At 28.1% G+C, this 24,858-nt stretch carries 26 protein-coding genes; 10 read left to right on the forward strand and 16 right to left on the reverse strand.

Translation table 11 applies throughout. The features are described 5' to 3' along the window. Positions 1–183: 183 nt before the first annotated feature. Positions 184–465: a hypothetical protein gene (locus J3E06_RS00475; protein ID WP_048187153.1), complete on the forward strand. Its 282-nt coding sequence runs from the start codon at positions 184–186 to the stop codon at positions 463–465. An 87-nt stretch (positions 466–552) separates the two neighbouring features. On the opposite strand, the gene J3E06_RS00480 is transcribed toward J3E06_RS00475, so the two are convergent. The 3 genes from J3E06_RS00480 to J3E06_RS00490 all read right to left on the reverse strand — a co-directional run bounded on the left by J3E06_RS00480 (position 553) and on the right by J3E06_RS00490 (position 4,146). Next, on the reverse strand, positions 553–1,284 hold the full coding sequence (locus J3E06_RS00480) for an IMPACT family protein (RefSeq protein ID WP_013180352.1): 732 nt from the start codon (positions 1,282–1,284) through the stop codon (positions 553–555). A gap of 134 nt (positions 1,285–1,418) precedes the next feature. Beyond that, a complete protein-coding gene (locus J3E06_RS00485; protein WP_013180353.1) occupies positions 1,419–2,687 on the reverse strand; it encodes an MBL fold metallo-hydrolase in 1,269 nt (422 codons plus the stop codon). A gap of 121 nt (positions 2,688–2,808) precedes the next feature. Beyond that, complete coding sequence (locus J3E06_RS00490) at positions 2,809–4,146, reverse strand: amidohydrolase family protein (RefSeq protein WP_013180354.1); 1,338 nt, start codon at positions 4,144–4,146, stop codon at positions 2,809–2,811. A 344-nt stretch (positions 4,147–4,490) separates the two neighbouring features. Here J3E06_RS00490 and J3E06_RS00495 point away from each other — a divergent pair, with 344 nt between their 5' ends. The 3 genes from J3E06_RS00495 to J3E06_RS00505 all read left to right on the forward strand — a co-directional run bounded on the left by J3E06_RS00495 (position 4,491) and on the right by J3E06_RS00505 (position 8,020). After that, positions 4,491–5,132, forward strand: a complete 642-nt coding sequence (locus J3E06_RS00495; protein WP_013180355.1) for a thymidylate synthase — start codon at positions 4,491–4,493, stop codon at positions 5,130–5,132. A gap of 224 nt (positions 5,133–5,356) precedes the next feature. Next, positions 5,357–5,563: a hypothetical protein gene (locus tag J3E06_RS00500; protein WP_013180356.1), complete on the forward strand. Its 207-nt coding sequence runs from the start codon at positions 5,357–5,359 to the stop codon at positions 5,561–5,563. Between the two features lie 348 nt (positions 5,564–5,911). Beyond that, positions 5,912–8,020 carry a UvrD-helicase domain-containing protein gene (locus tag J3E06_RS00505; protein WP_048187155.1) on the forward strand — a complete coding sequence of 703 codons (2,109 nt, stop codon included), beginning with the start codon at positions 5,912–5,914 and terminating at the stop codon, positions 8,018–8,020. 82 nt (positions 8,021–8,102) lie between these two features. Here the strand turns inward: J3E06_RS00505 and J3E06_RS00510 are convergent, their stop codons facing one another. The 6 genes from J3E06_RS00510 to asd all read right to left on the reverse strand — a co-directional run bounded on the left by J3E06_RS00510 (position 8,103) and on the right by asd (position 14,524). Further along, on the reverse strand, positions 8,103–8,486 hold the full coding sequence (locus tag J3E06_RS00510) for a DUF473 domain-containing protein (RefSeq protein ID WP_013180358.1): 384 nt from the start codon (positions 8,484–8,486) through the stop codon (positions 8,103–8,105). Positions 8,487–8,642: 156 nt separating this feature from the next. Then, positions 8,643–9,608 (reverse strand): proteasome assembly chaperone family protein, encoded by a 966-nt coding sequence (locus tag J3E06_RS00515; RefSeq protein WP_013180359.1) that lies wholly within the window; start codon positions 9,606–9,608, stop codon positions 8,643–8,645. Between the two features lie 258 nt (positions 9,609–9,866). Beyond that, positions 9,867–11,792, reverse strand: a complete 1,926-nt coding sequence (gene feoB, locus J3E06_RS00520) for a ferrous iron transport protein B (protein WP_013180360.1) — start codon at positions 11,790–11,792, stop codon at positions 9,867–9,869. 508 nt (positions 11,793–12,300) lie between these two features. Continuing rightward, entirely contained in the window at positions 12,301–12,486 is a 186-nt protein-coding gene (locus J3E06_RS00525) for a hypothetical protein (RefSeq protein WP_013180361.1), read from the reverse strand. Positions 12,487–12,866: 380 nt separating this feature from the next. Then, positions 12,867–13,136 carry a FeoA family protein gene (locus tag J3E06_RS00530; protein WP_013180362.1) on the reverse strand — a complete coding sequence of 90 codons (270 nt, stop codon included), beginning with the start codon at positions 13,134–13,136 and terminating at the stop codon, positions 12,867–12,869. A gap of 341 nt (positions 13,137–13,477) precedes the next feature. After that, positions 13,478–14,524: an aspartate-semialdehyde dehydrogenase gene (asd, locus tag J3E06_RS00535; RefSeq protein ID WP_013180363.1), complete on the reverse strand. Its 1,047-nt coding sequence runs from the start codon at positions 14,522–14,524 to the stop codon at positions 13,478–13,480. Positions 14,525–14,914: 390 nt separating this feature from the next. On the opposite strand from asd, the gene nadA reads away from it, so the two are divergent. From nadA to J3E06_RS00565, 6 genes are all read left to right on the forward strand, one after another. Beyond that, entirely contained in the window at positions 14,915–15,886 is a 972-nt protein-coding gene (nadA, locus tag J3E06_RS00540) for a quinolinate synthase NadA (RefSeq protein WP_013180364.1), read from the forward strand. Positions 15,887–16,059: 173 nt separating this feature from the next. After that, complete coding sequence (gene cobY, locus J3E06_RS00545; protein WP_048187157.1) at positions 16,060–16,680, forward strand: adenosylcobinamide-phosphate guanylyltransferase; 621 nt, start codon at positions 16,060–16,062, stop codon at positions 16,678–16,680. A 326-nt stretch (positions 16,681–17,006) separates the two neighbouring features. Then, on the forward strand, positions 17,007–17,252 hold the full coding sequence (locus J3E06_RS00550; RefSeq protein ID WP_013180366.1) for a PRC-barrel domain-containing protein: 246 nt from the start codon (positions 17,007–17,009) through the stop codon (positions 17,250–17,252). Between the two features lie 263 nt (positions 17,253–17,515). Then, positions 17,516–17,680, forward strand: coding sequence for a hypothetical protein (locus J3E06_RS00555; protein ID WP_013180367.1), 165 nt, complete (start codon positions 17,516–17,518; stop codon positions 17,678–17,680). A gap of 22 nt (positions 17,681–17,702) precedes the next feature. Beyond that, entirely contained in the window at positions 17,703–18,668 is a 966-nt protein-coding gene (locus J3E06_RS00560) for a permease (protein WP_013180368.1), read from the forward strand. A gap of 102 nt (positions 18,669–18,770) precedes the next feature. Then, positions 18,771–19,049, forward strand: a complete 279-nt coding sequence (locus tag J3E06_RS00565; RefSeq protein WP_013180369.1) for a thioredoxin family protein — start codon at positions 18,771–18,773, stop codon at positions 19,047–19,049. A 65-nt stretch (positions 19,050–19,114) separates the two neighbouring features. On the opposite strand, the gene amrB is transcribed toward J3E06_RS00565, so the two are convergent. The 7 genes from amrB to frhA form a co-directional block, all read right to left on the reverse strand. Beyond that, positions 19,115–19,975, reverse strand: a complete 861-nt coding sequence (amrB, locus tag J3E06_RS00570) for an AmmeMemoRadiSam system protein B (RefSeq protein ID WP_013180370.1) — start codon at positions 19,973–19,975, stop codon at positions 19,115–19,117. Positions 19,976–20,151: 176 nt separating this feature from the next. Continuing rightward, complete coding sequence (locus tag J3E06_RS00575; protein ID WP_013180371.1) at positions 20,152–20,370, reverse strand: hypothetical protein; 219 nt, start codon at positions 20,368–20,370, stop codon at positions 20,152–20,154. 34 nt (positions 20,371–20,404) lie between these two features. Next, on the reverse strand, positions 20,405–20,584 hold the full coding sequence (locus tag J3E06_RS00580) for a hypothetical protein (protein WP_013180372.1): 180 nt from the start codon (positions 20,582–20,584) through the stop codon (positions 20,405–20,407). A 299-nt stretch (positions 20,585–20,883) separates the two neighbouring features. After that, on the reverse strand, positions 20,884–21,732 hold the full coding sequence (gene frhB, locus J3E06_RS00585) for a coenzyme F420 hydrogenase subunit beta (protein ID WP_013180373.1): 849 nt from the start codon (positions 21,730–21,732) through the stop codon (positions 20,884–20,886). Positions 21,733–21,960: 228 nt separating this feature from the next. Further along, a complete protein-coding gene (frhG, locus tag J3E06_RS00590; RefSeq protein WP_013180374.1) occupies positions 21,961–22,647 on the reverse strand; it encodes a coenzyme F420 hydrogenase subunit gamma in 687 nt (228 codons plus the stop codon). Between the two features lie 283 nt (positions 22,648–22,930). Next, the gene (gene frhD, locus J3E06_RS00595) at positions 22,931–23,452 is read right to left on the reverse strand and encodes a coenzyme F420-reducing hydrogenase, FrhD protein (protein WP_013180375.1); all 522 of its coding nucleotides are present in this window, start codon (positions 23,450–23,452) and stop codon (positions 22,931–22,933) included. A 117-nt stretch (positions 23,453–23,569) separates the two neighbouring features. Next, entirely contained in the window at positions 23,570–24,805 is a 1,236-nt protein-coding gene (frhA, locus tag J3E06_RS00600) for a coenzyme F420 hydrogenase subunit alpha (RefSeq protein ID WP_013180376.1), read from the reverse strand. Positions 24,806–24,858 lie beyond the last annotated feature (53 nt).

Consider the following 24,858-nt stretch of genomic DNA (forward strand, 5'->3'; position numbering starts at 1 on the left):
ATTATATTTTATTATATTTTATTATATTTTATTATATTTTTATTTTATTTTTATTTTATTTTTATTTTATTTTTCCTGTTTTCTTGTCGATAAATCAATAATTGTATATAGTAAAAATGATATAAAATATAATAACTGAATAAAATCATAAATATGGTATTAATCTTGTTGGCACGTGAAACTATGAAAATAATAAGATTTGAAGATACGACTAAGGGAAATATTGTACGATATTTGAATTTAGAATATTTTTCAGAGGTTGAGATAGACGTTGACATTTGCAGGTTAGCTTTACGAGAACCTTCCGGTACTTTTGTATGGTTAAGAACTACCATCACAAATCTCGAAAAAGTGATGTCCTTTATGGAAGATGAAAAGACTAAATTGGATTTAGGGGCTATTGAAGAGTGTGGAAAAGAGTATTTTTATTTTACCGTTCGTAAAAGTGAAGAACATTCTAAATAACTAAAAAATAGTATTTAATAAGCAATAATTAAGATTATTTTTTGAATATTTCTAATATATTTTTAACTTTTATTTTTTAAACTTTTTTTATTTGTTGATTAGCTTATTAAAACAAGCTCTTTTATTTAATTTATGTATCTTTAAATTGTTCTTAGTATAGTTTACAACATTTTTAATAAATATATCATCATAACCTTTGACAATATCTATATTGTAGGTAATATCTTCAGAATATTCTTCAGAATAAATTTTTACAACATTTTTATTATTATTATTATTATTATTATTGTTGGTATTATTATTGTTAGTTTCATTGGTATTTGTATCTTCAATAGCTTTTTTAACGTTGTTTATTTCGCCATATCCAAATTCCAATTTAAATTTTAAAGTATCATATATTCCAATAATTCCCGCTTCTTCAATTGCATCGTTTGCAGTTTCGCCATAAGCCTTAACAAGACCCCCATAGCCTAATTTAACGCCTCCAAAATAACGAGTAATTACTATAACAACATTTTGCACATTTTTAAGCTCTAAAACTTTAAAAATAGGTTTTCCAGAACTTCCTGATGGTTCACCATCGTCATCATATTTCATAGCCAAATAATTGTTATTGTTATGTTCTTTTACATAATAGGCAGATACATTGTGCGTAGCATCTTTATGTAGTTCTTTAATATATTTTACAAACTCTTTGGCTTCATTTTCCGTATCAACGGGCTTAACATATCCGATAAATAGGGAATTTTTATAAACATTTTCTATTTTTGCAAATTTTTCAACTGTTTTATAAATTAGTCCTAAATTTTCCATAGTCATATAATCACAAGTATATTACTTAAAGTTTGATATAAAAATATAAATAAAATTTACATAAAAAAGTTTAAAAAATAAAAGTTTAAAATATGTAAGAAATGTATTAAAAATATAGTAAAAATATAGTAAAAATATATTTAGAATAATGGTAGTGTACTACCAATTGTAGGGGCTATTGCAGGGATTTTGAACATTTTCCATATTGTCATTGCGAGTGAAAGGGCTTGATATCTTTCACCGTGCATAACGATGGCTTTTTTAGGTTCTGGTATCTTTTTAAGATATCTTACAAGCGAATTATAATCCCCGTGTGCTGAAAACTCTATTTTAGTAATTTTACCCTTAATTTGAATAGGTTTTTTGAATGGAGTAATCTCAGTTGCCCCTTCTTCTAAACTACGTCCGATAGTACCTTCACCTTGATAACCGGTCAAAATTAACTTATTTTTTGGGTTTTTCAATAATGATAAATATTGTAATACGGGACCGCCTTGAACCATTCCGGATGTTGAAATGATTATGCAAGGTTCATTGTTGTTAAATATGTTATCATCAGCTTTTAAAAGGTTTCCAAATGGATTTGTACCATTATTCATTAAATTATTAATTTTAGGATTTAACCATTCAGAATAACTCATATACATACCTGTTGTGTGGGTTAATGAACCGCAAACGTACACTGGCACTTTTTTCAATAAACCACTTCTTATATAGTTGTTTATTATTACAATTATCTCCTGAGCCCTACCTACTGCGAAAACAGGTATTATTACCTTACCGTTTTCTTCGATAGTTTCTGAAATCTCGTCAATTAATTGTTTTTCCAATACTTTCCTTGATGGTTTAACATCTAACGGTGAGCCGTAAGTTGATTCAATTATTATTGTATCTATTTCGTCAATATCTGTATCGGCAGGGTTTAAAGTTCTTGTTTCTATTTCGTTAATATCTCCAGTATACAATAACTTTTTACCATCGATATCCAAATAAACTGAGGAACTACCCAATATGTGCCCTGCATCGTAAAACTTCATAGATATGTCTGAAGTTATCTTTTTAGGTTCTCTGTATCCCAAAATGTTGATATTTTTCATAGACCTTTGGATATCTTCTTCTTTGTACGATTTTGACAAGTTTACTGTATCTTTCCATACATTATACATTAAATCAGCTGTAGGTGCATTGCAGTAAATATTTTTGAAATCAAAATGAGGTACTGCACCACAGTGGTCAAGGTGTGCGTGAGACACTACAACTGCATCTATTTTACTCGCATCTACGTCAGGTATGGCGTTATTTGAAGGGTCCATTCCACAATCTACTAAAATTCTGGACTTTTTTGTTTCTATCTCTACACAAGATTTTCCGATTTGATGACAACCGCCGTGAAATCTACCGACTATCATATTTTCACCTCATTGCGATTGTCCAAGAGATGATTTAAACTATATTCTATTTTCTACGTATATGTTATAAATCTGCATACTAAAATCTGTATACTAAAATCTGTATACTAAAATCTGTATACTATAAACTAATAAAATTTTCAAACATATGTTTAAATTTTGTATCAATATTCTTACTTTCGCATCTTGTAATCAATGTAGCAATTATATTTTTAGAATTTTCAAAGTTATAATTAATAAAATTAAAATTAGGCTTAAATCCTTCTTTTATTAATCCCAAATTATCATATTCCTTATTTGAATTTCCTAATATTTTATTGCCATTTATTGTTGCCATTTTTAAAATTTCTAAAGGTTCCAAATGGTATAATTTATATATAAAATCCATTTCCTTAAATATGGACGGAGAATTAGCCATAAAATTATCCGTACCTATTGCCATTAGAATACCTTCTTTGTGCAATTCTCTTATTTTAGGCAATCCTACATTGAATGAAGCGTTTGCTCTTGGACAAATCACTAATGGTATATTATTTTCTTTTAATTGTTTTATTTCCTGGTTTGATACGTGAACTGCATGAATTATAAAATCAGGCTTTAATTCTAAACTTATTAACCGTTCTATTTCAGATAAACCATAATTTTTACGTGAATATTGAACCGAACCCTCATGTTCACCAGCGTGTACTGAAAATACTTTTTTACCATCCCTAATGGTTTTGTTGTACTCATCAATCACATTTCTTATGAATTTGAGTTCACAGTCTTCATATTCATTTAAACCGCTTAAACCTATTCCTTGTGAAAAATCTAAGATTTGAAAAATTTCCTTTTTTAATTCAGACTCATTAAAATCATTTTTATTTAAACAATTTTCTTGAGAATTTTTATTTTTATTTTCATTTTCCAATCTTACAGTAGGTCGTCCTAAAATATAAGGTTTTAATAAATTTTTTGAATTAGATTTATTTATTGAATTATAATTATCTTTTAATGATGCGTTAAACAATTTTAAAGCACTGTTTAAAAGATTTATGCCTTTTAAACCATTTTCCCGATAATCGCAGAAAATATGCGTTCCATTTTCATATAATTCATACATACCCGATATCATACCATTGACTATATCTTTATCACTACAGTTATTTAAAAACCTATGTTTCAAACCGTGAGGGGGTTTCACTAATTCGTCCAAGGATTTATTTATGCCGACGTCTTTAATTGCTGAATCGCCTATGTGGGTATGTAAATTATTAAAAGAAGGTATTACCAAGCCATTATATTTTAAAAATACGTCTTTGTTGTTAGTTTGTTCATTAACGCTTATTTCGTTAGATTCAGGTTTTATGTTTGAACCTTCTAAAAAATCCGATATGATGCCATTTTCAATTACGAGAGTACCTTCTTTTAATTCAAATTCTTCACCATATAAAAAGTTAGATTTTAAAAATAAAGTCATAATTCCACCGAATAATAGAGTATTATTATTATTATTATTATTATTACTATTATTACTATTATTACTATTATTATTACTATTAATATCATATAATTTTATTAAATAATCTATTTAATTAAATCATATTTGCCAATTGCGATATGTTATAGTTTATGTGTATTTTTTAAACATAACCCATATTACATTACCCTGCAATTTACAAAAATAGTAAACTTGAAAATAATTAAAATAAAAATAAAATGATTTATATATAAAATTGAACTTAAATAATAAATTAGTAATAATATTTTAAAAAATAAGGTTTTAAATGTTCTAAAAAGTTCTAAAATTCAAAGGGTGTAATATTGTTAATTTTAAAAAAGAAGTCTGTTAAAAATGCTTTCGAAGAATTAATACCTAAGATATTAAGTGAAGGTATTGATATGACTACGGAAGATGGGCAAAAATGTAAAGAAATTATGAATACAGTTATTGAAATTACTGACCCTTCAAATGGAGATGTTTCTTCAAAATACCCGCTCGGTGAAAATGCGATTAAATCATACACTAATCAGCTTGTAAACGGTTGTAATACTGAATTTGTATACGATTACCACGAGCGTATTTTTGAATACCCAAATCAAGATAAAACAGAGAAATTTGACCAAATCGACTATATTGTAGGTAAGCTTTCAGAAAATCACAGTTCAAGAAGAGCAATCGCTATTACGTGGAATCCTTACATAGATACGCAAGTTAAAGATGTTCCTTGCTTACAGTTTATTGAATTTTTAGTAAGAAACGATGAATTATATATGACTGTTTTATTTAGGAGCAACGACGCATATTTAGCTTTCCACGCTAATGCACTTGGATTAATTGCACTTGGTCAAACTGTTGCTGAAAAATTGAATATTCCTTTAAAAAAGTATACTCATCACAGCGTTTCAATGCACGTCTACATTAAACGAGATATTGACAATTTAAGAAAAGATTTTAAAGTTTAAGCAGATATATCGGTTAAATTATTTATTATTATCTATTTTATTATTTTATTTTACTATTTACAACATAACTATAATATATCCATAATCTAATTCTATTTTTATTGAATATACTTTAAGTTATTTTTAATTATATCCCAATTATATTATAATTATATTTTATTACCATAATACATAAAAATCAAAATTAATATAATTATATACATGGATAGGTAGGAGGGGAAATTATGACAAATATCCAGCCATGTATTGATGAAATTAAAGAAATGATTAACAAAAGTTCGGAAAATGATGACCTTAATGAATTAAAAGAGCATTTAAAAATGATTGAAACGTTAATAAAGCACGAAACTGGCGAAGATTTAGACAAATTAAAGGAATTACATAGATATACTGAAGACGAAATATTAAGATTAATAAATTCAAAACTATAAATATTCATAAATACATTTCATAAAATAATTTCATTTTAAGACGAGATTGGTCTATCTTTGTTATAATCTTATTTTTTATATCTTTTATTCTTACTTTTACTTTTATTTTTTTATTCTTATATTTTTTTACTTTTATTTCTTACACATATTTTATTTAAATTATAATATGTAGTTTATAAGTTATAATTTAAAATTACAACGATAATCATACAATTTATATATTAATTACACACTATTTTTATACCAAAGTAATAATATATAAAAAAACTTTTTGGCATATTATTATTATTATTATTATTATTATTAAAAATAATTATGGACAAATTAAAAGTGAAATCGGGTTTTAAAATGGGAATTGAGGTAATACCAGATAATTTTTACAAACTTACGAAAGGAGAAACAAGATTATTAAATAAAATGAAAGAAATTTACGAAAATTATGAAAATGAGGATAAAACGGATAATTTCGATGGCAATAGAAATTGTGTATTGTATGTACAGCAAAATGTTAAAGGAACAAAGCCTGATTTTATATTAATAGATAGTTTCAAAGGTATTTGTATTTTTGAAGTGAAAGACTGGAAAATAGGATATATTAAGAAAATTAACTCACATCAAGTTCAAACTATCGATGATAAAACTTTTAAAAATCCGATAGTAATTTCAAATAGTTATTTCAATAAAATGAAAGACATAATCAATAATGACGAAGTATTTAAAGCATTTAAAGATAAAAATGGAATTTTGCCAAAAATATATTCATATACTGTTTTTAGCAAGATTAAATCAAAAGAAATTGCCGATTTTCAAATGAATAAAGTTTTAAATCAGCCCCCCTCAAAATACATTACTGCAGATAACTTAACCACATTGACTATTGATAAAATATTTGACAATCATAATGACGTGAAAATATCTAATATTGAATTTAACAGACTTAGGTCTTTAATATGTCCAGAAATATCAATATATGGCACAAAACAAAAAATAAGGGATAAATACTCTAAAAATAAGGATTTAAGCAATAAAAAATCTGTTCAAAATGAAAATAAGAAAAGAAAAGATGATGAAGGAACTAAATCAAAAAAAATTAATAGTTTAATAAAATTATTCAAAATAATAAATAAAATAAGTAGTAAAGATGCTATTGACGATATTATATCTTACGAAAAGGATTATAATGAATTAATAAAGGTTTTAGATGTTGAACAGGAAAAAATAAGTAAAAAAATACCTTCGGGTCATTTTATGATTACGGGGGTGCCTGGAAGCGGTAAAACCGTGATATTATTATCAAGAGCCATATTTTTAGCTAAAAATAATCCCGATTGGAAAATTAGGGTTTTAACGTATAATAAAACACTTTCAGAAGAATTTAAAAATAATTTACGTACTGTATGTACTAAAATAGGTAATGAAGATATTTTAAATAATATAGAAGTTTCTACATTCCATAAATTTGCAAAAGAGTTATATTTCACTTATAATTCTAATTATAACCCCACCTACGACAATAATATAGAAAATGAATACAATAAGGATACTAAGGATACTAAGGATAAAAAAGATGACTTTAAAGTAAAATTTAATACTGAATCAAAACAATTCTGGAATTATGAATTACCGAATAAAGTTTTAAATTTATTAGAACAACATATTAGTGAAAATAAACCTTTAAAATTGTATGATGCAATATTAATAGATGAATATCAAGATTTTATGAATGAATGGATTAAAATATGCGTTAATTCGTGTAAAAAATATCCTTATGAAGATTATACTGGTAAAACTACCGAAGGAATTAATCTATTCTTGGCAGGCGATAGATTACAAAGTATATATCGATTAAACGGTCAAAGCTGGAAAAGTTTAGGCATAGATATGCGAGGACGGAGTAAATTATTAAAATCTACCTACCGTACGGGTAAAAAACATTTAAACTTAGGTATAGATTTTTTAATGAGTAATGAAGAGCTTAAAAATCAAATTTATGATTTTTATAATGGTACAAATACATTCAGTATATTAGATGGCAATATTGAACTTTTAAAAGGTAAATACGATGTATTAAACGATAGACTAAAAAAATTATTGGAAGAATACAAACCCGAAGAAATAATGATATTATGTAATGATAATAAACAGTGCGAAAAACTATATAATAACTTAGATTCTGATTTAAAAAAGAAATGTAGTTTTTCAAAGAATTTAGAATTTGGTTATGTGCGTATCTTAACATTACACTCCTCAAAAGGTTTAGAATCTCCAATATGTTTAATTACCAATTTATCCGAAATCAATAAGTCAAATAACAAAGTTCAAGACATTTTAAACAGGAAATTACTATATGTTGGAATTACAAGAGCTTTTGAACGCTTAATTTTGCATTCTGAAGATTTTGAAAAAAATTATGCAAAAGAATTGTACGATATAATTATAAAAAATGAGGAAAAATAATTATTACTATTATTATTACTATTATTATTATTATTATTATTATTAGTATTATTATGGATATAATTTTATTTATAAATTAAATTTATCCATAAATTGATTTAATTCGTATAAACAATGTTTTAGGTTGTATAATTGGATATTCCTCGCTTTCGGCCACGTCTAAACAAACTGCATATCCCAAAAACTCAAACTGAGCATTTATAACCACAGTTTCATTTTCATCAGCTTTTTCTTCATAATTAATATTATTACATATATCCATACTAATTAATTTAGCAATTACTCCTTCAGTCCCTACAGTTAAATCGCTTTTATGGATGCTTGTAATAAATAATACATCGCCAATTTCGGAATTTGTTAAAACCGAATAATTGGCTACATTTTTCAATACAAAGGTTCTAACTTGATTTTTCAGCAATTCTGAAAGTCCACCTTTCGAAATACCAGTTATCGCAAGTGTTTTCATAATAACCCCCATTCAAATAGTAATAAATTATTTGATTATGCTAATTAATAATTATTAGTTATTACTTATTAGTTATTAATTATTAATTATTAATTATTAATTTTTAAGTTTATTTTTTAAGTTTATTTTTGATTTAAGTGGTTATTTGTTCATTTCTTACATATACATAGGATTTTCCGATTTTGTCATCATTTTTGCATGTTCTTTAGCAAGATTGTTCAATTTACTTTGTATTTTTTCAGCTTCTTCTATTAATTCGTCAATATTGGCGTTTATATCATATTCTTTATTCAAAACACCGATTATTATCGAAGCAGCTTTTGGGTCAGGTCGTAATCCTACTGTTTCGACCATTAAGCAAGCTGCAGGAATATTTTGATAATTACATTTTAACATCATATGTGCTGAAATGCCTCCCACCATTCCCAACCTTAACTTATTCATTCCTGTTTCTATTTTAGCATTTACTTCTTCCTGTAAATTACTATAATTTGTATTTTGATTCATATCTAAAGTCATAAGTTCCAATTCTTCCAGACTGGTTTCTTCAGGCAAATCTGCAAAATCTATATTCTGAATTGTTTCATTTTTGTGATTATTATCTTTATTATCCTTATTATCTTTATTATCTTTATTATCCTTATTATCTTTATTATCTTTATCCTTAGTTTCTTCATCAATGGTATTGTCATCTTTTGAGTTGTGATTTTGGAATTTCATCAATTTGTTAACTATGGTTTCAGAAGTAGAAACCCAATAAACATTTTCAGGTCGCATAGAAGCAAATCCTTCTAAAGTTACGACCATTTTCGGTTTTATACTTTTTAATCTATCTACTGTAACGTCTACAAATGGATAAATTAATTCATTTGGTATTAAAACGTCTGAAAAGAAAACAATTAAATCTTTTCTACCATAAACCCGAACAGGTGGGTAAGCCACACTATCCTCCACAATCATTGCTAAAGGAAAAAGTGGGTCTTCAAAATATCCGATATACTCCAAATTAAGATTTTTTATAATGTGATATGACGAAATACTTCCTACGAGCCCTACACTCGGAAATCCTACAATTACCAATGGGTCTTCATAATCCACTGTTTTTAAGCCAATATATTGCATATTTCCCCTCTTTCTATTTAATTATGTATTTGTACATTATTTTTATTATTTTTATTATTTTTATTACTTCATAAATTAAATTATAAAATTTAAAGTATAAATATCAATATAATTTAAAATAAAATTGATAAAATGATGATGTAGTAGAATAAAAATAAATAAGTTAAGATAAAAAATAATATTAAAAAAATATTAAAAAAATATTAAAAGAATATTAAAAGAATATTAAAAAGAAATATTTAATAAATAAGGTTTATTTTAAAAACCCATTAATTTACCGACTTGGTACACGATTATACCCACAAGTGAAGCGATACCTAAGTTATAGAATACAGAAAATGCAGTCCATTTTACACTTCTTGTTTCGAGATATATTGTAGCAATTGTTGCAAAACACGGTATGTAAAGTACAGATACTAAAGTGAGCACCAAACCCGTTAAAGGCGTTAAAGCATTCTCTATACCTTGAGTATACAATATTTCAAGTGTTGAAACAACTAACTCTTTAGCAATTATACCAAATATTAATGAAATACCTGCTGTACCATCTAATCCCATTAAGGAGGTCAATGGGGATAACATATTACCTATCATATATGCATAGCTTGCATCTGGGTTAGGGTAAGTCGTTAAAGCATAGAATAATACGGAACCTGCTGCAATTAAAGTACCTGCTTTTTTCAAGAATCCTTTAGATTTTGACCAAGTACTGCTAATTACGTTTTTCCAATCTGGTATCCTGTAAGGAGGTAGTTCAAATACAAAATCTTCACTTTCCCCTTTGATTACATATTTACTCAACAACCAAGAGGAGAATATAAGCACTATAAAGGATACTGCGAGTATAAATAATGAGAATATTGCCTGATTAGCTGGGAAAAATGCTGCAGCTAAAAATGCGATAATCACAAACCTTGCAGAGCACGGTACAAATGGAGATACCAATAAAGTGGTTAATCTTTCCTTATACCCTGAAATATAACGAGTACCCACAACTGCCGGTATTGTACAACCGAAACCCGTCACCAAGGGGATAAATGATTTACCACTTAATCCGAACTTAGACATTATATTGTGCAATAGTGCGGCAACTCTGGATAAATAACCCGTATTTTCCAATGTTGCTAAGGAGAATATCATAATAAATACTAATGGGAAGAATTCTAAAACTGCACCGACACCGCCTACAACACCATCTACCACGATACCCTGGTATGCCGCTGGAGTTATAGAACTAATCCACGCACTAACAAATTCGATTATTGTTCCTGCCCATTCTGCCGTTATATCATTTATTGTAAACACAAACGTGTATAATAAATACATAACTGCGGCAAAAATTACGAGTCCATAAATTGGGTGTACAAGAATTACATCGATATCATCGTGAACTTCGCTATCTTGATAAACGTCAGATAATATTTCATCACATTTACTATATCTTTGCTCTGTCACGTAGCTTTCTACATCGTGCTTTATTTCAAATTCCACCTTATTTTTAATTTGTTCAAATTCTTGAATAAATGAAGCGTTTAATTTAGAAATTATTTCTGCATCGCCCTCTAATATGGATAAAGAAACCCATCGTTTAGGATATTGGCTTAATTCGGGGATATTATGTTTATCCAATAAAGCACATACTTCTAAAACTGCATTTTCCAAAATCTCAGAATATTCTATTACGATAGGTTTTTGAGGTTTATAGTTTGCAACTTCCTGTTTCAAATCGTTATGGCCTATGCTCAACCTTCCAGAAGTTCTAATTACTGGAGCCCCACCTAATTTATTAGATAATTTTTTGTCATCGATTGTAATTCCGTACTTTTCTGCTTCGTCTATTAAATTTAAACAGACTATTGGAACTACCCCTAACTCAATTAACTGTAATGTAAGGTATAAATTCCTGTTTAAGTTTGGAGTATCGATTATGTTTACAAATATTGCATCTTTATTTTCTATAATAAAATCCCTTGCAATTTTTTGGTCTATGGAATTAGACATAAGGGAATAAATACCCGGAAGGTCAACCAAAGAATATTCTTTGTTGTTAAAACTATAATGACCTTCTACTTTTTCTACAGTAACACCGGTCCAATTACCTACTTTTTGTCTCATACCGGTTAAACTATTAAACAACGTGGTTTTACCAACGTTAGGCTGTCCTATAAATGCTATTTTCGCCATATAATCACCATATATATAAACACTAATAACTTGCTATTTTTATTATTTTAGTATTATTTTTATTTTTACCATTATTATTTGAAGTGTAAATTATAATCATAATTGTTATAAAATATCTTTATAAAATATACCATTATTGTAGTTCATAAAATGAAATAATGGTGTTTCGTGGATTAATTTGTTATTTGTATTTTAATATTATTAATATATCATTATCAATTATTTCTAACTGGTATTAATATTAATTAAGTGATAATTATTAATAATTATTAAATAAGTATTAATTAAATATTAAATAAATATTAATTAAGTATATATTTGTTATTTATTATTTTGTTATTATTTACCCTTAATTTTTAAATATTATTTTTTTCAAATGTATATAAAATGTATATAATTTCCTGTGATGTAGATTACCAATATTACAATGAATTTTGAATTTTGAATTTTTAAATGTTTAAAATGTTAATAACGCTAAATGTCAACTACTAAGTAGTATTAAATTAATTTAATCCGAATCTTCCTCTTTTGAATTTCTTGAAGGGCATTGTTCTTTCAATTTACAGTTTCCGCAACTCCCACAACTTGCGTTTATAACTGATTTTGAAAGTTTTACCATTATTTTTTCAAAAAATGATTCTTCATTGTTTCGTTTTTCAATCATATTTGATTCCTTTTTTGTATTTTTTTGCACATTATCCCTGAGTATTATTTTTATATTTGCACAATATTCCCTGTTTATTACTTTTTTATTACTCGTTTACTCAGATTATTAATACTAAATATTATTACTATTACCGATGTGATATGTGTGTATTTATTTTTAATTAACAACTAACCATTATATTTATGAATGTATATTATTATCGACTATATTATTTTATGAATATCTGTTAAGATATCATATTTCTTGTACCAAATGACTTTTGTATGTGTAGATTCAACAACCTTAGGTGAAATTTACTAAAACACTTTTGTGGCTGAATTATTTAGAAAACCTTATTATACGATATTTTTTCCCGATATACATATGTATACACCAACATAATTTATAGATATTAAGATATCTTTAGTTTAATTTACATAGATATTATTTGCCAATTTTCTGCTAATTGCAACTTTTGTATTGCCAATTACTATTGTCAAAGGACCTTTTTTATCATTTATGACAACTTTTACCATTTTACCGGTTATAAGTCCCATTTCATTTAATTTCTTGCACGATGTATGAGTTTCTGGATTGTTTTCCACCTTTAATATAGTGTATTTTCCAACATTCTTATCTGCAAGTCTCTCAAATTTTTGGGATTCGCCACTTTTATAAGGGCTTCCGAAATATATCATAATATACCTCTTGAACCTACCTCTTTTGATTATTTAATAGTTAAATGTTAACTAACCTACCAAGTATGTGATAATTAAATAACTGCCATATTTCATAATTCCATAAATCATTTTTAAAATTATAAAATTAATAAGTGCACTTAATTAATAATACTTAATATATTTAAGTTAACTTAAATATTTTAACAATGATTAATATACCCAATCTAATATATAAAGTTTACTAATCGAAAACATTAATAGATAATTGTCATAAAAAAATTGTAAAAATAACAAAATAAAAATGAGTATTTTGAAGTTATATTAAATGTAAATTAAATGTAAATTAAATGTAGGTTAAATTAGAGATACTTTTTAACATATAACTCCGCATTTAAAACACTTGCACCTGCTGCTCCTCTTATAGTATTGTGCTCTAAAGCTGTGTACTTTGTTGTAAATATAGGGTCTTTTCTAACCCTGCCTACTACAATAGACATACCATTACCAGTATTTCTGTCTAATCTTGGCTGTGGTCTGTCATTTTCACTTCTAAGTACAATAGGTTTTGCATAACTTGGTAAGTTAAAATCTTTTAAAGGGTCAAATTCATCCATAGCTTTTATAATTTCCTCAGTTTCAGCTTCTTCAGTTGTTTTAACGAAAACACTTTCTGTGTGTCCATCAATTACAGGCACTCTGTTGCAAGATACGCCTATTTTGAAATTTCCGTCTATAAAATGACCGTTTTCAACGTTGCCCAATATTTTTAAGTTTTCGGTTTGCATTTTTTCCTCTTCCCCGCCGATGTAAGGAATCATATTGTCTAAAATTGCCATACCGGGTACTCCATCATAACCTGCGCCACTTATGGCTTGCATAGTTGTAATGTTTACCAAATCTAAACCGAATTTGTCCATTATCGGTTTTAAGGTAATTGATGAGCAAATTGTTGAACAGTTAGGGTTTGTAATAATACCGCCGTCGTATCCTCGGTTATCCCTTTGAGTTTCCAACATTTTAAAATGTTCGTGGTTAACTTCGGTAATAATTAATGGCACGTCTGCCTCCATTCTCATTGCTGAAGCATTTGAAAATACCAATTTACCAGCTTTTGCAAATTCTGGCTCAATAGTTTTTGCAAGATTTGCAGGTAGTGCTGAAAATACAATATCAACATTCTCAAATTCTGGGTGGTTGGCTTCTGTTGGTACTACCACTTTTTTAGCAATATTTTCAGGAATTGCCTCAGTTTGATACCAGTAGCAAGCATCTTCGTAAGTTTTTCCTGCACTTCTTTGTGAAGCCCCTAACGCAGTTAATTCAAACATAGGGTGATTTTCTAACATTTGGATAAATCTTTGACCCACATTTCCAGTTGCACCTAATATTCCTACGTTTATTTTCATTTAACTCACCAATTGTAGTTTTTTACAGTTAATATGTTTAAAATATGTTTATATATGATTTATTATTTTTAAATTACAGTATATTACTTTAAATTACATTATATTACTTTATATTACTTTAAATTATATTTGAAATTAGATTATAACCATAATTAGAATTATAAATATGAATATAAATCAGTATCTTACATTTAATTATGAATTCTAATATTTAATTTTAATCATATTTGTTTTTTACAAGTATTTTATTTTTAGATTAATTTTTTATACAATGGAATTAAATAAAATGATAATATTTTTATTTAGATTAGTGATTATATCTATTGAATGACTAAGTCATATATCAATTTTACTAATTTGCTAATTAAATTAAATTTTATCGGTGTAATTATGAACAAATTTGACAATGAAAATGGACAAGAGAAAATAAACGAAAAAAAACAAATTATAAAAAATATTATTAATTTGAAAAAAGAAAAAAATGCGATAATCTTAGCTCACAACTACCAACCTCGTGAAATACAGGAAATAGCTGACTTTATCGGTGATTCATTGGAACTTTGCATAATTGCTGAAAAAACAGATGCAGATATAATTGTATTTTGCGGTGTTGATTTTATGGCAGAAACTGCAAAAATTTTAAATCCTGCTAAAAAAGTATTATTGCCCGAAATTATGGATACTGAATGTCCTATGGCTCATCAATTACCTCCTGAAATAATTATCGAAGCTAAAAAAGAAAATCCTGATGCCAAAGTGGTTATATATGTCAATACATTAGCCTCTGCAAAGGCTTTGGCAGATGCTACTTGTACATCTGCAAATGCCGATAAGGTAGTAAATTTATTTGATGAAAAAACAATATTATTCGGACCAGATAACAATTTAGCTTATTTCGTTGAAAAAAGAAGCGATAAAACAATAATTCCCATCCCTAAAGGTGGACACTGCTACGTACACAAAATGTATACCTTAGAAGATGTTAAAAAAGTAAAAGCTGAATATCCTAATTCTGAATTGTTAATACACCCCGAAAGTAGCCCTGAAGTGCAAGATGTCGCAGACCATATTATGAGTACCGGCGGAATGGTAAAACACGTTTTAAATTCACCAGTTGATACATTTATAATCGGAACTGAATGCGATATGATTTCCAGATTAAATATTGAGCTTGAAAAAGTGGGTAAATCAAAAAAACTTGTACCTTTACGAGCAGATGCAATTTGTAATCCTATGAAACATATTACTCTTGAAAAAATAGAGACTTGCTTAATTAATGAGAAATATGAAGTAAATTTGGACGAAGAAATTATTAAAAAAGCAAAAGTTGCAATCGATAAAATGTTATCATTAAATAAATAATTGAATAATTAAATCTATTCTCTTATTTTTATTCTTTTTATATTGTTATTCTTTTTTCTTTTTATTATTTTATATTAGTAATCTATATATAAAATTGTTATAAAACATATTACAATGTATAATATCGAATAACACGGTTAAATTTAAAAATACAAAATATATTGGCGATAAAAATGGATTCTTTAATAATGGCTGGCGGTAAAGGTACGAGACTTAATTTAAAAATTGAAAAACCACTCTTGGAGATTAATGGTACTACAATAATTGACGATATGATAAAAAATTTATTAAATTCAGATATTGAAAACATATACATTGCAGTTTCCCCAAATACGCCCAAAACAAAAAAACATATATTGGAAAACTATTCAAAATACATCACAGATTCTAAAAATGTGAATAATGTCAAAATTCACATTATAGAAACTTCAGGAAAGGACTATGTAAATGATTTAGGCGAATGTATCTCATATTTCAAATCTCCGTTTTTAACATTGTCCGGAGACTTAGTAAATGTTAAATCGAAAACTATTAATATAATTATTAGATATTATTCTAATATATGCAAAAAAAATAGTGATATAGAAGCTTTATGCGTAGTGAGTCGTATTGAAGATTACCCTGCAACTCCAACAATTGATTTTGAGGGTTATGTTCCATTGGGCATTAATATTGTAAGCCCTAACGAAAACTACCAAAAAGAAGAGTTGTTCGTTTTAAAAGAACCTATATTGAACATCAATACTATGGAAGACCTTAACATAGTTATTGAAAATGACATATATACTTCATAATATGTTAATTAGCTAACATTAAACACTGCTATTAGGGTGTTGAGTATTACGTTTAATTAGTTTTACAAATATCAAATATACTGTAATAACTGTGATTATATAGAAATATAACCATATTTTTCAAGATATTTGTCAGAATATAAATAAAGTATATATAGTATATAAATAATAAATATTATTATCTTAAATTTGCCACACATAACAATCATATTAATTACAAAAAATATCGTATATATTAATAATTGTAAAATATGAATTTTTAATAAGTATATAAATTTTATATATTAATAGATTATCGTCAAAAATTTTGGGCATTAGGTGATTAAATGAAATTATCCTTTAAATCATTATGTGGTAGGTCAATTGTCGGCGACCACGGTAGCATAGTGGGTGTAGTTAATGATTTAGTAATCGATGAGAAAACTGGCAGGTTAGTATCATTGAATGTAGAAGTATCGGAACAGAGTGCTATCTACAAAAAAGAACCAAGCGTATTTATTCCATACAGAACTGTTTCAGCTGTTAGAGATGTTGTTGTAGTAGATGAATCTAAAATGGCAATAAATAATTAATTAACATTTAATAATTTCATTTATAATTATTTTATCTCTTTTAAATAAATTGTACTCTTTAATAGTGGTATATCAAAAATTTTAATTTTATAAAACATTAATTTGCACTATTTTAATATATTATATAGTATATCCATATATTTAAATATTTTAAAAATATATTTAAATTCATTGATATATCTACACATTTAAATATAATGACGTACAGTAAAATATATGTTATTAAATCATAAAAATAATATTCAACTTCAAAATGTGATATTATGATAGTTTGGAACTTAATATGTCCTAAATGTAAAAAAAGGCTAAGATTTGAAGTAGATGTTTGTCCTTGTATGGCTTCAGAAGTGGAACTTCCAAAATGTGAAGTTTGCGGTGAAAAATACACTTTTGAACTATCAAATACTCGATTTAAAATTAAAAAATAATTAAAATCAAAAAGTGAAAAAAATGTTAGAGTTTATCGATGAATTTGCAAATTATTTGGTTGTAAATTTATTAAATATGAGTTTATCATCCCCTGTGGGGAGTTCAGTTCAGTTTTTTATAGCAGATGTTATAAAAATATTGCTTCTTTTGATGATAATGGTATTTGTAATATCTTATGTTAGAAGCTATTTCCCACCTGAAAGAACTAAAAAAATACTTGAAAAATATATGGGGGTTCAAGGGAATATATTTGCTTCATTGTTGGGCATTGTAACCCCGTTTTGCTCTTGCTCTTCTATACCTTTGTTCATAGGATTTATTGAAGCAGGCATACCTCTTGGAGTCACATTTTCATTCTTAATTACCTCCCCAATTGTAAATGAAGCTGCTTTTGCGATACTTTTGGCGACTTTTGGCTGGGAAGTTGCTTTATTATACACCGTTTCGGGGGTTGTAATAGGTGTTTTAGGTGGATTATTAATTGGTAAATTAAAAATGGAAAAGTATGTGGAAGAATATGTTTATGAAATAAGACGCAGACGCCCTGCAAAAATAAAAGAACTTACGTTTAAAAATAGGGTAGAATTTGCTAAACAAAATACCATGGATATTATTAAAAGAGTTTGGGTATACCTAATAATAGGTATTGGTATTGGTGCAGTTATTCACGGTTATTTACCACCTGAAAGCTACTTAATACAACTTTTAGGTCCGGAAAACCCATTTGCACTGATAGTTGCTACTATTGTGGCAGTACCGATTTATTCCAACGCTCTTGGTACAATACCGATAGCTGAGGCATTAATTGGTAAAGGCGTTCCTATTGGTACGGCTTTAGCTTTTATGATGGCTACGACAGCTCTTTCATTGCCTGAAGCCATTCTATTGAAAAAAGTTATTAAACCAGAATTAATTGCAACATTCTTCGGAATAACGAGCGTTGCAATAATTTTAACAGGACTCATGTTTAATATATTATTTGCATAACTATAATTTAAATAAAAAAATACTAAATATTAATAGAAATAGTATTAATATTAAAATTAAAATTAAAATTAAAAAATAATATAAAACTTAAAAGGTGAAATTATGTCTTCGAAATTAGTTTTTAAAGTGTATGGTTTAGGATGTGCTTCCTGCAATAAATTATTTAAAGATTTAAATGATGCAATTAGTGATTTAAAAGAAGCTGAATTAAAGGATTATGAAACAGAAGTTTTAAAAGTTGAAGACCCGAAAGAAATATTTAAAGATGTTTTAAATATACCAGGTCTTGCAATAAACGATGAAATAATGTTTGAACAGGAAAAACCAGATAAAAAACAGCTTATTGAATTAATTAAAGAATATTTGGCTACAGAAAATTAAATAAATTAAAAATAAATATAAAAAGTAATATTAATTTTTTATTCTTTTATTCTTTTTTTGGTTAATTATTCAATTAATAACGAACCATAACCTACAACAGAAGTATATTCTTGTGTTAAGTCGCCCGAAGTCATATAATTCAATAATTCAGCACTTTCAGCACCAAACAATTTTAAAGCACATAACATAGTTATTACTTGTCCGTATCCGCACATACTTACGTTATTATCATATATAGCTTCATAAATTGCTTTTTCATCCATTTCGAGGATATTTTTGATTACTTTTGCATCTTTTTTTATGGTTGTTTCTTGAGGCTCGTAGTGTGAAAAATCAGTCGAAGCAATTATTACAACTTTTTTATTTAATTTTGTTGCAGATTCATAGATTGATGCACCCATATTAACATAATCATCATATTCCATACTTTGGCAACATATTGGAACTATTTTAAACTTCGATATGTTCAATAATTCAAGATGTTTTATAAAAGGTAGTTGAACCTCTACCGAATACTCTTGCAAATGTGCAATATCATCAAGTTCAAACAAATCGTGTGATATTAGCTCATCTATCAATTCTAAATCTGGCTTTATATCACCCAGTGGGGTTTCCCATATTTCATTGGAAATCGCCACCCTTGCGCCCATACCGGTGTGGTTTGGTGCCAGTAGTATAATCGTTGTTTCATCACCTAACCTTTTTGAGAGTTCATAATATGAATAGCTTGCAGTAATTCCCGAATATTCATAACCAGCGTGTGGACAAATTAATCCAATGGAATTCTCCAAATCTTTTTTTGAATTAATTTTTAAAGGTAATTCTCCGATTCCCAAGGGATTTGTGTAGAAATATTCGAGTAAACTGATTAATTCATTTGCATCTTGTGGGTAAAACCTGTTTTGTGCGATTGGAGTTCTTGACATAATTACACCTAATATATTGATTATAAAATTTTCAAATTTTTGATTTATTTAATTGTATCATTTGTTGTAATTATAAAGTATTATGTTTAAACAAATTAATAAAGATTTATGTATGTCTTGTTTAAAAAATAAGTAAAAAAAAATAAGTAAAAAAAATAGTTAAGATTATGTTAAAATTATAATTTAAAAAATTTTAAATCACATATAAAGTATAAGATTTCACCATGTGCACCACTCACCTTTGAAATCATTTTCTTTTTATGCAACTGCCTTAAACGATTTGATAAAGAGCTGGAACCATTATAATTAGGGGAAAATTCATTTTTAATAAGTTTATAAGGTACTGCCCCGTTATTAGAAGATATGAATGTCAAAATTTCTTCTTGTGAAGCCATACTATCACTTCAATATACTATTATTTTTATTTTATTATTGCTGTTTATTATGTCTATTTTTAGTATCTTTGGTATTGTTAGTATATAATTCAATATTATCCTCATTTGCACGAATTAATAAAAAATTGCCATAATCTTCAACAGAAATATATTCCGTAAAATGATTAGAAACCGATTTTACAACGTTTAATGATTTTTTTGCCATTTGATTCATAAAATATCGCCAAAATATAATCTATTTACTGTACACTGTAATATTAAGTACATATTTTTCATATTCCGTAGTTGTATATTGGTTGTATACGATATTTGTAGATATCACCCCAATAAATAAAATTAATAAATAATTACAATATAATAAACTATTTCATTATATAAATATTTTTTCAAAATTTTGAAACAAATAACAAATATATTTAAAATAAAATATAAAATTACAATCAAAATAATTAACGTCATTAATTTATAAAAAAAATAAAATAGAGGTAAATAACAGCAGAAAATAAATAGAATTTAGTAAGGTAATGGCAATCCTATTTCTTTCCTATGTGCTCTCTCTTTACCGTTGTTGTCCTTTTTGGAGTTAGCTAATTTTTCAACTAATCCTAATCCTGGTTTTACATCGTCAATGTTCTTTATTTCAATAACGCCCGCATCTTCCATAGCTTTATAGTATGCTTCACCGTTTGCAGTTCTTATAAAGATTGTACTCCAACCGTCTGGGCTACCAACTGAACCTGTTGAGATATCTGCAAGTTCAGCTGTGTAATCCATACATACGTGGCAAGATTGTTGTTCGTATGGGTGAGTGTCTTTTAACTTAATAGTTTTTACATCGCCCCATTTTGAATATACCCAGAATTTACCTTTTCCGATATCTGTTTTAGCAACATCTTCCATTTTAATTCCACAGTGCTCCTCAACAATGGTTTTTAAACCGTTGTATGGGAAGTTTTCCATACAGAAGATACCCATTACTAAAGCAATTTTATCAGGTACGTGTCTGTATCCTACTGGGTATTTTAACATTTTTCTGATTGATTGCACTTGACAAGGAGTACCTACGAATCCTACCTTATCGCAACCGTATTCTCTTACAGCATTTTTCAATACTGATAAGTTTGGTGAAGTTGTATATTTTGTACCTGCTGCACTTAAAACTTCGTCAACAGTTGTAGCTACTTTAGGTACTGCACAGAAATCTTCACCTTTATCTGCAACAATTACTCCATCAAGTAATCCACTTTCTAAACCGTGTATGTAAGCTGCTGATACAATACCACCGTCTTGTGATTTTTTACGGATTTGTTTATCAGTAGCTCTTGCGGATATAGCAAACTTGTATGAGCCGAATGGGTCCATCCAATCACCTCTGTTTTATAGTATTATAATATTTCAACTTATTCTATTTTTTAATTTTTTATTTTTTATTTTTTGTAGTAATTCAATTTACCTGTTTTAATTCATTATCCTGCTGTAAATTGAAATAATTGAAATATTTGTATTAATTAGGAAAAATTCAGTAATTAATCGTTTAATAGATTAAATAATACATAAATAATACATAAATAATGTATTAAACTATTTTAATTACTCTATTTTTTCAATTAATTCAGGGAATCTTATTCTTGGACATTGTACGCTACAAGTACCGCATTTTATACAAATTTCTTTGTCGATTGCTGGTCTTCCGCACTCCATTGTAACAGCTCTTGTTGGACAAGCTGCTGCACAAGCTCCACATCCCATGCATAATGATTTGTTAATTACTTTGTTGATTAAATCGCAACCGCAAGCTTCACTACCGTATTTAGCGAGTTCTGCGAATGGTTCTAAGTAATCCATATCTCCTTCAAGTGCAGCGGTTATCACAGCTACGATAATTTCAGGTGATGGTGGACATCCAGGTATTGCAAGGTCACACTTTACAACTTCAGTTAACGGAGCAAATGCGTCGTGAACTGGTTTTGACATTTGTCCGCCTCTTGAAAACCTTGTAATGTTTCCGCTTGCAGCACAAGCACCTAATGCTACAAGTATTTTAGCTTTTTTTCTACAAGCGAGTGCTGTTTCTAATGCGTGATGGTCGTTTATACAAACGCTACCTTCCAATAAGATGATATCTACATCGTCAGGTACTTCCCTAACATCTGCCAAAGTTTGTGAATATACTAAGTCTATAGCACCTAATACATCCAATAACTTCTCGTATGTGTCCGTAAGGGATACCAAGCATCCACAGCAACTGCTTAATTGTACGTGGGCAACTTTAACCATTGTATTTCCTCCCTCATCATTTTGATAAGTTATTAAGACAATAACATTTGGTCTTATTTTTTAATTAACAGTGATTTATCAATTTAACATATTTATTCGATAATTATCGATAATATTGTTAAATTAATTTCTTAAGTAATATTGGCACTAATTTGATTAATATTAATTAATATTCAATATCTAATATCTAATATCTAATTAATTTAATATTCGCGTAATTAGCAATTTATTAAATAATACACATTTTAATAACATTTATATATTTTTTACAATACGGATGTACTTAATTTCCCCTTATATCCGCTAATATCATATCTACAGCTTCATCAACAGCGTTTTCAACTTCTTCACATAATTCCAACACAACGTCAGGTTCTGAAACATATTTTGCTTGACAACCAATAACTTTGTATTTTATATTATTTTCAGTACAAATTCTGTTCAATGTAGTAGATAATGGCCAATCGTGGCTATCTACTTTTGTATGTTCTGGATTAGGAAGGTCTTCCTTTTTAAGTATTTTAATGGTACCTGGTTCAAGTCCGTAATCAATTACATCTACCACAATAATTTCTTTAACCTTTGAATTTTCATCGATTAAAGTAAGTACTTGTTGAGGTGCCCCAGCGCCTGCATCTACAAGTGCAATACGCTCTTTTTCCTCATTAGATAGTAAATCTTGTAATTTTTCGATGACATGAACACTAAATCCATCATCAGCAAATAATATATTTCCACAAGCCAGAATTAACGTCTCTTTTAACAAGTATGACGGGGTTAAATCGAATTCTGTTTCATTGTTCATAATATACATCCTATATTAATTTAATAGAGTTTTACGATTTTTATGAGTTCTAAAAAGTTTTTAAGTTTGTATTAAATCTAATAATATATTATAAGTCCTTTCGGTTCCTTATAATACTTAGAATCTTCTTAAATCTACTACTTTTTTAGTCTGTTCATCTTTCACGATGATGTGCGTTGCACATGAAGCTCATATATCGTACGCTCTCATGATTACTTCCGCATATTTGTGGTGGTACCCTTCGATAGCCTTTTCAACTACTGGCATATTCCATGTTGAAGCTGCGATGATTCTGTAGTTTTTAATTCTACCGTCTGCACCCATTTCTGCCATGTGTGTGTTAGTAGCTCTTGGAGCTTCGTGTATACCTACACCAAATCCATCTTTGAATTCTGGTGTAATTTTGGTAGCACCGTTTATATCTAAATTATCTAATAATTGTAATGACCTTTCAGCAGCACCTAAGTTTTCTAAGGCTCTTGCAAGGTTAACATCCATTACTCCGCCATCTGTTCTGAACGAACCGAATTTAACCATTCTTGCTCTTGGTCCACTCTCAGCAGGTGTTCCTAAGTATAATGGGATTTGGTTTGTAGCAGTTTGTGCGATATCTGGATAATTAGCATAGTAATTTTGAGCAGTTAATTCTGCGATATCATCTAATTTTAAATTGTCTCTATTACCGAATGTTGTATCGGTTGCGAGGTATGGTAAATCGTGTCTTCCCAAATCAGGGATTCCGATTTCATCCAAGTATCTTTCAGTTAACATTTCTATAACGTCGTACATTTGTCTTGCATCTTTTTGGTATTCCCTACAAGCATAGTACAATTTTGATTTAGCTCTTTCGGAGATATTATTTCTCATACCACCTACTAATAAGTTAGGTGGGTGGATACCTTCTCCCCCAACGATATCAACGATTAATTGACCCTCTTTTCTCATTTTTTGAATCAATTTGATACCATCTATTCTCAAAGTATCTGCTTCTTCAGGTTTTAATAAGTCATCCACAATCAATAAATGGTGTAATGGGTGTGAATGCATCCTATTACCTAAACCTAAAAGTTCTCTTAATATCATACCATCTTGCGGGATTTCCGCACCGATAGCGTTTTCGATAGCTTCACAGGAAGCTATACCGTGCGTAGCTTGACATATTCCACATATTCTCATAACTGCAATAGGTCCAAATGCTGCAGGCTTTCCTTGGAGCATCGTTTCAAATCCTCTCACAGGAGTGGTATTTGGGTAAAATGCTTTGGTTACAATTCCATCATCGTCCACATTTAAAACGAGTTTGGCATGCCCCTCATGTCTTGTTGTAGGAGCAATTGTTATAGGTTCTGCCACAATGGTCACCTCCGGGGTAATCTACATATAACGAATTATGTTTTTATTAGGTA

This window comes from Methanococcus voltae (assembly GCF_024807655.1).
In the GTDB taxonomy this organism is placed as follows: Archaea; AGJL01; Methanococci; order Methanococcales; family Methanococcaceae; genus Methanococcus; species Methanococcus voltae_D.

What these genes read in the sequence shown, in the direction of transcription:
- J3E06_RS00475 (WP_048187153.1), top strand. Translation starts at nt 184, where the DNA reads ATGAAAATAATAAGATTTGAAGATACGACTAAGGGAAATATTGTACGA.
- J3E06_RS00480 (WP_013180352.1), bottom strand. Translation starts at nt 1,284, where the DNA reads ATGACTATGGAAAATTTAGGACTAATTTATAAAACAGTTGAAAAATTT.
- J3E06_RS00485 (WP_013180353.1), bottom strand. Translation starts at nt 2,687, where the DNA reads ATGATAGTCGGTAGATTTCACGGCGGTTGTCATCAAATCGGAAAATCT.
- J3E06_RS00490 (WP_013180354.1), bottom strand. Translation starts at nt 4,146, where the DNA reads ATGACTTTATTTTTAAAATCTAACTTTTTATATGGTGAAGAATTTGAA.
- J3E06_RS00500 (WP_013180356.1), top strand. Translation starts at nt 5,357, where the DNA reads ATGACAAATATCCAGCCATGTATTGATGAAATTAAAGAAATGATTAAC.
- J3E06_RS00505 (WP_048187155.1), top strand. Translation starts at nt 5,912, where the DNA reads ATGGGAATTGAGGTAATACCAGATAATTTTTACAAACTTACGAAAGGA.
- J3E06_RS00510 (WP_013180358.1), bottom strand. Translation starts at nt 8,486, where the DNA reads ATGAAAACACTTGCGATAACTGGTATTTCGAAAGGTGGACTTTCAGAA.
- J3E06_RS00515 (WP_013180359.1), bottom strand. Translation starts at nt 9,608, where the DNA reads ATGCAATATATTGGCTTAAAAACAGTGGATTATGAAGACCCATTGGTA.
- feoB (WP_013180360.1), bottom strand. Translation starts at nt 11,792, where the DNA reads ATGGCGAAAATAGCATTTATAGGACAGCCTAACGTTGGTAAAACCACG.
- J3E06_RS00530 (WP_013180362.1), bottom strand. Translation starts at nt 13,136, where the DNA reads ATGATATATTTCGGAAGCCCTTATAAAAGTGGCGAATCCCAAAAATTT.
- asd (WP_013180363.1), bottom strand. Translation starts at nt 14,524, where the DNA reads ATGAAAATAAACGTAGGAATATTAGGTGCAACTGGAAATGTGGGTCAA.
- nadA (WP_013180364.1), top strand. Translation starts at nt 14,915, where the DNA reads ATGAACAAATTTGACAATGAAAATGGACAAGAGAAAATAAACGAAAAA.
- cobY (WP_048187157.1), top strand. Translation starts at nt 16,060, where the DNA reads ATGGATTCTTTAATAATGGCTGGCGGTAAAGGTACGAGACTTAATTTA.
- J3E06_RS00550 (WP_013180366.1), top strand. Translation starts at nt 17,007, where the DNA reads ATGAAATTATCCTTTAAATCATTATGTGGTAGGTCAATTGTCGGCGAC.
- J3E06_RS00555 (WP_013180367.1), top strand. Translation starts at nt 17,516, where the DNA reads ATGATAGTTTGGAACTTAATATGTCCTAAATGTAAAAAAAGGCTAAGA.
- J3E06_RS00560 (WP_013180368.1), top strand. Translation starts at nt 17,703, where the DNA reads ATGTTAGAGTTTATCGATGAATTTGCAAATTATTTGGTTGTAAATTTA.
- J3E06_RS00565 (WP_013180369.1), top strand. Translation starts at nt 18,771, where the DNA reads ATGTCTTCGAAATTAGTTTTTAAAGTGTATGGTTTAGGATGTGCTTCC.
- amrB (WP_013180370.1), bottom strand. Translation starts at nt 19,975, where the DNA reads ATGTCAAGAACTCCAATCGCACAAAACAGGTTTTACCCACAAGATGCA.
- J3E06_RS00575 (WP_013180371.1), bottom strand. Translation starts at nt 20,370, where the DNA reads ATGGCTTCACAAGAAGAAATTTTGACATTCATATCTTCTAATAACGGG.
- J3E06_RS00580 (WP_013180372.1), bottom strand. Translation starts at nt 20,584, where the DNA reads ATGAATCAAATGGCAAAAAAATCATTAAACGTTGTAAAATCGGTTTCT.
- frhB (WP_013180373.1), bottom strand. Translation starts at nt 21,732, where the DNA reads ATGGACCCATTCGGCTCATACAAGTTTGCTATATCCGCAAGAGCTACT.
- frhG (WP_013180374.1), bottom strand. Translation starts at nt 22,647, where the DNA reads ATGGTTAAAGTTGCCCACGTACAATTAAGCAGTTGCTGTGGATGCTTG.
- frhD (WP_013180375.1), bottom strand. Translation starts at nt 23,452, where the DNA reads ATGAACAATGAAACAGAATTCGATTTAACCCCGTCATACTTGTTAAAA.